The sequence below is a fragment of the Bacillus sp. JJ1609 genome (assembly GCF_036967045.1).
Lineage (GTDB): Bacteria > Bacillota > Bacilli > Bacillales > Cytobacillaceae > Mesobacillus.
On sequence record NZ_JBALSS010000008.1, the window covers coordinates 70,643 to 77,966 of the forward strand.

General features: G+C 42.4%; 5 protein-coding genes. All 5 read right to left on the reverse strand.

The features are described from left to right. Positions 1 to 77: 77 nt before the first annotated feature. A complete protein-coding gene (locus V7654_RS09130; protein WP_335430036.1) occupies positions 78 to 1,121 on the reverse strand; it encodes a LacI family DNA-binding transcriptional regulator in 1,044 nt (347 codons plus the stop codon). A 40-nt stretch (positions 1,122 to 1,161) separates the two neighbouring features. After that, positions 1,162 to 3,522 (reverse strand): glycoside hydrolase family 31 protein, encoded by a 2,361-nt coding sequence (locus V7654_RS09135; RefSeq protein ID WP_335430037.1) that lies wholly within the window; start codon positions 3,520 to 3,522, stop codon positions 1,162 to 1,164. 21 nt (positions 3,523 to 3,543) lie between these two features. Further along, positions 3,544 to 5,079: an alpha-amylase family glycosyl hydrolase gene (locus tag V7654_RS09140; protein ID WP_335430038.1), complete on the reverse strand. Its 1,536-nt coding sequence runs from the start codon at positions 5,077 to 5,079 to the stop codon at positions 3,544 to 3,546. A gap of 70 nt (positions 5,080 to 5,149) precedes the next feature. Then, positions 5,150 to 5,992, reverse strand: coding sequence for a sugar ABC transporter permease (locus V7654_RS09145; protein ID WP_335430039.1), 843 nt, complete (start codon positions 5,990 to 5,992; stop codon positions 5,150 to 5,152). Position 5,993: 1 nt separating this feature from the next. Beyond that, the gene (locus V7654_RS09150) at positions 5,994 to 7,277 is read right to left on the reverse strand and encodes a sugar ABC transporter permease (RefSeq protein ID WP_335430040.1); all 1,284 of its coding nucleotides are present in this window, start codon (positions 7,275 to 7,277) and stop codon (positions 5,994 to 5,996) included. Positions 7,278 to 7,324 lie beyond the last annotated feature (47 nt).

Here is a 7,324-nt window from a genome sequence, read left to right on the forward strand (position 1 = left end):
CTGGACATTTCTCGAAGTGCATTTTCTTTCTTATTTTGTAAAAGAAAAAGCAAAGCATCGCTGCTTTGCTTTTCTTATTACAACATAATTTGTTTATTATCTTTAGGCTGGCCGCATGAAAATCTTGGTACGATTTTAAAAGGAACGATAATCCTTTTTATTGGTTCACCTGGGTTTTCAATCTTTTGAATCAGGCTTTTGGTAGCCTGGTATCCAAGGTCAAAAATATTGATATCTACCGATGTTAACGGTGGACGAGCCATTTCGGCTATCAATACATTGTTAAAGCTGACAATCGAAATATCATCAGGGACAGAAATGCCCAATTCATCTAATTTATTCAATACTCCCAGTGCCATCAGATCATCGGCAACGACCATCGCGGTTGGCGGCTTCTCTAGCGACAGCAATACCTTAACAGCATCCTGCCCGCTTTCTCGCAGGAACTCGTCATTGACGATATACTCATCGATAAGGGATATTCCAGAGTTCCTCAAAGCTTTTTCATAACCTAACAATCGTTCAACGGTAACGACTAAATCAAGGTTACCACCGATAAAGCCTATTCGGTCATGGCCAAGCTGGATTAAATGCTCTGTAACTTCTTTGCCTGCCTTAAAGTTATCGTTATCGACATAGCTGATATTCTCGTCATCCTTAAAGGGTTTGCCGATTACTACAAACGGAAAATCCCTCTCCCTTAGGTAGGCAATGACTCTGTCCTCAACCTTAGAATAGAGGAGGACGACTCCATCCACTCTTCCTCCCTGGACCATCGCAACGACCCCGTCGAATATTTCATCTTCTGTTTTCCCTGTTGTCATATGCAAGGCGTATTGCTTTGAATGTGCGCCCTCACTTAAGCCGGACAATACAGTCGGAAAGAATGGGTTTTGGAAAACGACATCTGTAGAGCTAGGCATAACCAGCCCGATTGCCCGTGTCGATTGGCTTGCAAGGCTTCTGGCAATAAAGTTTGGATGATACCCAAGCTGGTCCATTACCTCTCTGACTCTTTCTTTCGTTTTTTCGCTAATTCTTGGACTGTTGGCGATTACACGCGAGACAGTTGAAGGTGCGACATTGGCAACCTTTGCAACATCTTTTATTGTGACAGCCATAAGATCCCCTCCCTCTGGCCAGAAAAAATCCTTATCTTTATTATAAATGAATTGTACAGGTTTTTTCCGTATTTTTTTCGACGTTCTTCATTTCCCCATTAACATCAACGGTGGTAAGTTCTGGCGCATCGTGAAGGATGATATCGACTTCCTGCCACTCAGGCTCATATCTTCCCTCGGTTAAAATCTTTAAAGAAATCTCGCTATTCATAGCCTTGATCTCAAAAGTTTTCAGGCAATACTCACCGCTCTCATAAGCAAAAGTTGTACCGTCATCATCATACATTTTGAAGGTTGAAGTACTATCTGGCTGATAGTAGTAATGTAAGATCCGCTTTGAGTCTGCTGCTGCGGTTGAATGCCTCACTTCACCTAATGCAATGACCGTGCCTTTTTTAATAAAAATCGGCAAAACTTCAAGTGGAGCATGGACTAAATGGTGACTTCCGCCAACATACACTTCGTCAGTCCAGTAATCAACCCACTCACCTTCGGGAAGATACACAGCACGATGTTCAGCTGATGGCTGCATGATTGGGGCTACTATGATATTGTTCCCTAGCATGAACTGGTCGGAAAGATTGAATGTATTTTGGTCTTCTGGATATTCGAGCATTAATGGTCTCATCACAGGTACACCTTTTTGCCAGGCTTCGGCAAATAGAGTATAAAGCTGTGGCAGCCATTGATAGCGAAGCTCGATATATTTTTTTATGATTTGTTCATATTTTTCACCGAATGACCATGGCTCCTGGCGAAGTGTTCCAATGGCACTGTGATTCCGAAAATATGGCGTGAAAGCGCCAACCTGGCTCCACCTTGCCAAAAGCTCTCCGTTCGAATCATGCGCAAAGCCGCCTACATCCGGTCCTGCAAATGGAATACCTGACAAGCCCAGGTTCATTACCATTGGAATTGATAATTGCAAGTGTTCCCAGAAACTGCGATTATCCCCCGTCCAAACAGCCGCATATCTCTGGACACCTGAAAATCCTGCCCTGGTCAGCAAAAATGGACGCTTGCCGCCAAGCTGCTTTTTCATTCCGTCATATGTTGCCTCGCCCATTAACAAACCGTATACATTATGGAGTTCACGGTGTGTCTTAGGATTGCCGTCATTCTTGTGCATAACTTTCAGATCCATCGTTTTTGACTCGTTGAAAACAGATGGCTCATTCATATCGTTCCAAATTCCTTCGATGCCCAGATCGGTATAATATTTATGCTTTTCGCCCCACCATTCACGTGCTTTGCTGCTCGTGAAATCAGGAAATGCACTATTGCCAGGCCAGACATCCCCAAAATAGAGGCTGCCTTCAATGTATTTACAGAAATGGTCTCCGTATATGCCCTCCTGGTAAATGGGATACTCAGGATCTTCCTTGACACCAGGATCAACTATAGGAATGATCCTGATGCCTTGTTCCTTTAAATCACTTACGAGATTTTCTGGTTCAGGGAATCTTTCTCGGTCAAACGTAAAGACTCTGTATTCGTTCATGTAATGGATATCAAGATAAACGGCATCCAAAGGAATTTTCTTCTCTTTGAAAATCGCTGCCAGCTCGCGCACTTCTTGTTCTGATTCATAGCTGTACCTTGACTGGTGATAGCCGATTGCCCATTTCGGCGGAATCGGCGCCCTGCCCGTTAACGCTGTATATTGCTCTAGGACATCTTTGGGTCCAGGACCGGCCATTACATAAAAATCAACTTTTCCTCCTTCAGCACCAAATGAATACACATCTGCTTCGGAACGGAAGTCGAAAGTAGACTTGAATGTATTGTCAAAATGGATCCCCTGGGCTGCCCCATTCCTCAATACCATGAAGTATGGATGTGATTGATATAACGCATCGGTTTCCGGGTTATGAGGAGCATATACATCTGTATTCCACATCGTCAGCTTTTCGCCGCGCTTATCGAGATAGCCGGTTTTCTCACCAAGACCATAAAAATGATCTTCATGGTTACGGGTGCTATGACAAATCACTTCACCAGTTGGCTTAAACCCAATGCCTTTTTCCTTTTGCTGGAATAGGATCCGCCTTTGTGAATCCATAACGGTAATCCTGATCGGTGTTTTTGTTATAAGTACCGTTAATTTTGGTGCTTCCAATATGAATGCATTTTTTTCATCGTTTAGCTTTACTTCGCTATTTTCGGGTGCCAGCACTAGCGCAGGACTGCTGTCCAGCATTACTTCTTTTAAAGGCTGGAATACAAACCTGATGATGTCATCCCTGTAAAATACGACGGCAAGTTCTCCATTATCAGCAGAAATCTTAATTCCATTCCCTGTCTTTCTGATATTTTTTGCATTGCCTATGTCCTGAAAGGGGTTTTTTTCTTCGTTCATCCCTTGATCAGGGCGGATTGCAAAACTTGTATCCTCTAGCATTTTGCTTAAACCTCCTTATTTTTAGGAGTTCTTCCTTCTCGCCCTTCTTAATAGCATAAAAAAGAAGATAATGAAGGCTGCATATACAGTGCCCATCGCAACCATATACGGAATATTCAATCCGGTCTTTTCTGCCAGTACGTAAATCTCAGCTTTTTCACGATCGATTGACAGCTTGTATTCTCCATCCTTGCTTCTGACTAAGTCATTTGCAAGCAGGCCTCTTAACTCCTGGTCATCTGCCAATTGGTCGGCTGTCAGAGTGATATTTTGAGTATTGGATGTATTATTGATCGCAATGACTGAGGTTTCGTCTTTATAAGTACGCTTAAATACAGCCATGCCTTTCTTTTCATATAGCATTTCAAAATCACCGCGCGTTAGCGATGGCAGCTGGTTTCGAAGTTCGCCAATTTTGGTGATGTAATCGATTAACTCTTTATCTGCTCTAAAGCTCATTTGCCTGCGATTGTCTGGGTCATTCCCGCCATTCATGGCAATTTCACTTCCATAATAAACAATTGGAATTCCCGGAGCCGTATACAAATAAGATAAAGCCATTTTCCATCTTGTACCCGGATGCTGCCTGTTCTGGACAGCGTCCTGTGTAAACCTCGCTGTGTCATGATTATCCATGAAGTTACCCATCAGTTCAGGATTTTCATAGATTACTTCGTTTCTTTTCGCGGTCGTAAAAAGCCAGTCCAAAGTCTGGTCAGGTTTGGCAAACGCCGTTCTGAGCTGGTCATTCAACGGGTAATCGACAAAACCGTCTATACCTGCCTTGTCATATTTCGCAATGTAATTCGGATCGGATGACCATACCTCCCCGATTAAATAAAAATCTTTCTTCACACTTTTTACTTCCTTCGAAAACTCTGACCAAAAATCAACTGGAACATGGCGGACTGTGTCCAGCCTGTAACCATCGATATCCGTTTCTTCAATCCACCATTTCGCTGCATCAAGCAAATATTTTCTCGTTTCCGGATTTTCCTGCGCCAGGTCAGGCAAACCATACAGCCAGTTGTTTTCCATCTGGTTCTGGTCGTTCCAGTCAATAATATCCCGTTTCTCATGGAACCAGTTTTTCTTAGCTGGATCATTGACCCATTCATGATCAGGAGCCACATGGTTAACGACAAAATCTAGGATAATCTTGATGTCACGCTTATGGGCTTCCTTTACTAGTTCTTTGAACTTGTCAACGCTTCCAAAATGTTCTTCTGTCTTATAGAAATCTTTGATCCAATAACCATGGTAGCCTTTATCGGCATTATCAAAAACTGGTGTCAGCCAGATAGCGGTGAAACCCATATCCTTTATGTAATCCAATCGATCGATAATCCCTTGAAAGTCTCCACCATGGTATGCTTTTGGGTCCTGCATATCCACGTTGAAATCATTGCTATTGTCACCGTTATTAAAACGGTCCACCATTAAAAAGTAGATTGTTTCATCCTGCCACTTGCGTCCTTCTTTTTCAACGGCTCCTACAGGTAGGGCGGAAAAAAGAAGAAACATAAATAAGATGAAGGTTGTTAATCTTTTTTTCATCCTTGTTCCTCCTCATAATTTAAGCAAAGGCCAAATATGGCCTTTGCTTAAAAGTGTGTGCCCTAATAGATTATCCTTTTGTTCCGCCAGCCGTCAAACCTGATACAAAGTATTTCTGGAATGACAGGAACAAGATTGCGATTGGTACAGCGATTAAAACAGCACCAGCCGCGAAAGTTGTGAATTCCGCACCGAATTGCTTCGCTACCAAATCGTATAATCCTACAGCCAAAGTATATTTACTTTCTGTCCTTAACAGCACCGTAGCAAGGATAAAGTCGCCAAATGGAGCGATGAAGGAGAACAATGCAATGACTGCAATAATTGGTGTCGCAAGTGGCATAACGATTTGGAAAAAGATTCTTAAGTGGCCTGCGCCATCCATTTTGGCTGACTCATCAAGCTCCTTCGGAATTGTGTCAAGATAACCTTTCATCAACCAGGTATTCATCGGAATGGCTCCTCCGACGTATACAAGGATCAAACCAAAATGAGAATCCAATAAGCCTGTAAGCAGGGCTAGAATAAAAATGGCAATCAATGCTGCAAAGTTAGGAATCATTTGCAGAATCAAGAAGGTCATCAAACTGTTTTTGCGTCCAATGAAACGGTACCGTGAGAAAGAATAGGCAGTCAAGCTGACTAGGATTACTGTGAATACCATTGTCAAAACGCTTACCTTCAGTGAGTTCCAGTACCAGTATAAATAGTTGCTCTTACTAGTGTCGAAAAGCTCTTTATAATGGGAGAGCGTCGCATTTTCAGGGATGATGTTCGATCCGGATAAACTTTGTCCTGGATTGAAGGATGAACCAACAATCCAAAGAAGCGGATAGATAATGATCGCAAACATTGCCAAAATCACAAGATACGTTAGAGTCAGTCTGATATACTTCTGTCTTTTTATACTCATATTACATCATATCCTCTTCTTGGAATGATTTCGTTCTCTTGAACTGCCATAAAGCTACCCCGATAACGATCAGTGATAACAGCATCGTGATAGCGGCAGCTTTAGAATATTGTGCAGATGTCATGGTGAGGCTGTAAATCCACGAAATCAAAATATCTGTTCCACCAGCGTTAGCACTCGGCACTGCAGGGCCCCCGCCATTAAAGAGATAAATAATATTAAAGTTGTTAAAGTTAAAAGTGTATTGGGTAATCAGGATTGGCGCTGTCGCAAATAGCACCAGCGGCAAAGTAATGCTCTTGAACTTTTGGAAATTTGTTGCTCCGTCCACAGTTGCTGCTTCATAAAGTTCTTCAGGGATGGATTGGAGTACCCCTGTCGTCATTGCAAAAATAAACGGGAATCCCAGCCATGTCTGAATCAAAATCAACGCGATTTTTGTATACATAGCTTCAGTCATCCAAGGAATTGGATCAATCCCAAAGAATCCAAGGATATCACGGTTGATGGCACCGAATGATTCATTGAACATACCAGCAAAAACAAGAATCGAAACGAAAGCTGGAACTGCCCAAGGAAGAATGAATACTGTACGGATGATCGCTTTCCCTTTTACATCCTTTTGATTTACAAGGATCGCCAGGAACATGCCAAGCGCAACCTGGAATGTTGTTGCGACAAATGTCCAAATGATGGTCCAAGAAAGTACAGAGAAGAATGTTTGACGCCATGATTCCAATTGGAACAGGTCAAAAAAGTTCTTAAGTCCCACCCAGTCTACGAGCTTCGCAGGCGGAGAATGGTAAAGGTCATAGTTTGTGAATGCAAGCAAGACCACAAATATGATTGGAAAAACAACAACGAAAATGAGCAAGAGGAATCCAGGTGACATGATCAAATACGGGAATCCATTGTCCACTAGGTTATTGTATTGCTCCTTTAGGGTACTTAGGTGTAAGCCCATGTCCCTTTTCAAACCGGTCTTATACGCATCATTCAAGTTAAATAGATAGAAACCGATTCCAAAAACCAGGACAATGACAGCCAAAATCCCTTCTACAAGCAAGAAGATTGAATGGTCACGAGGTGTTTGTTCTCCAAGTGTGAATAGCCCCCATAATCCCATGTTAAGCAGATCAGAGAAAACTCCGAAGAATGCCCCTGTTAAAATAAGAAAAGCGATCCCTTTTAAATACTGTTTGTTGTACAGCTGTCCAAGCCCTGGAACGATCGAAAGGGCTGCTGCTATTCTGCGGTGGTTGGTTTGATAGGATTGCTCTTTCATCCTATATTCCCCTTTCTCTTTCTATGTTTTTAGCTCTGTTAAACAAG

Excerpts from the sequence above, each read along its gene's own strand:
- V7654_RS09130 (WP_335430036.1), bottom strand. The coding sequence starts at position 1,121 with ATGGCTGTCACAATAAAAGATGTTGCAAAGGTTGCCAATGTCGCACCT.
- V7654_RS09135 (WP_335430037.1), bottom strand. The coding sequence starts at position 3,522 with ATGCTAGAGGATACAAGTTTTGCAATCCGCCCTGATCAAGGGATGAAC.
- V7654_RS09140 (WP_335430038.1), bottom strand. The coding sequence starts at position 5,079 with ATGAAAAAAAGATTAACAACCTTCATCTTATTTATGTTTCTTCTTTTT.
- V7654_RS09145 (WP_335430039.1), bottom strand. The coding sequence starts at position 5,992 with ATGAGTATAAAAAGACAGAAGTATATCAGACTGACTCTAACGTATCTT.
- V7654_RS09150 (WP_335430040.1), bottom strand. The coding sequence starts at position 7,277 with ATGAAAGAGCAATCCTATCAAACCAACCACCGCAGAATAGCAGCAGCC.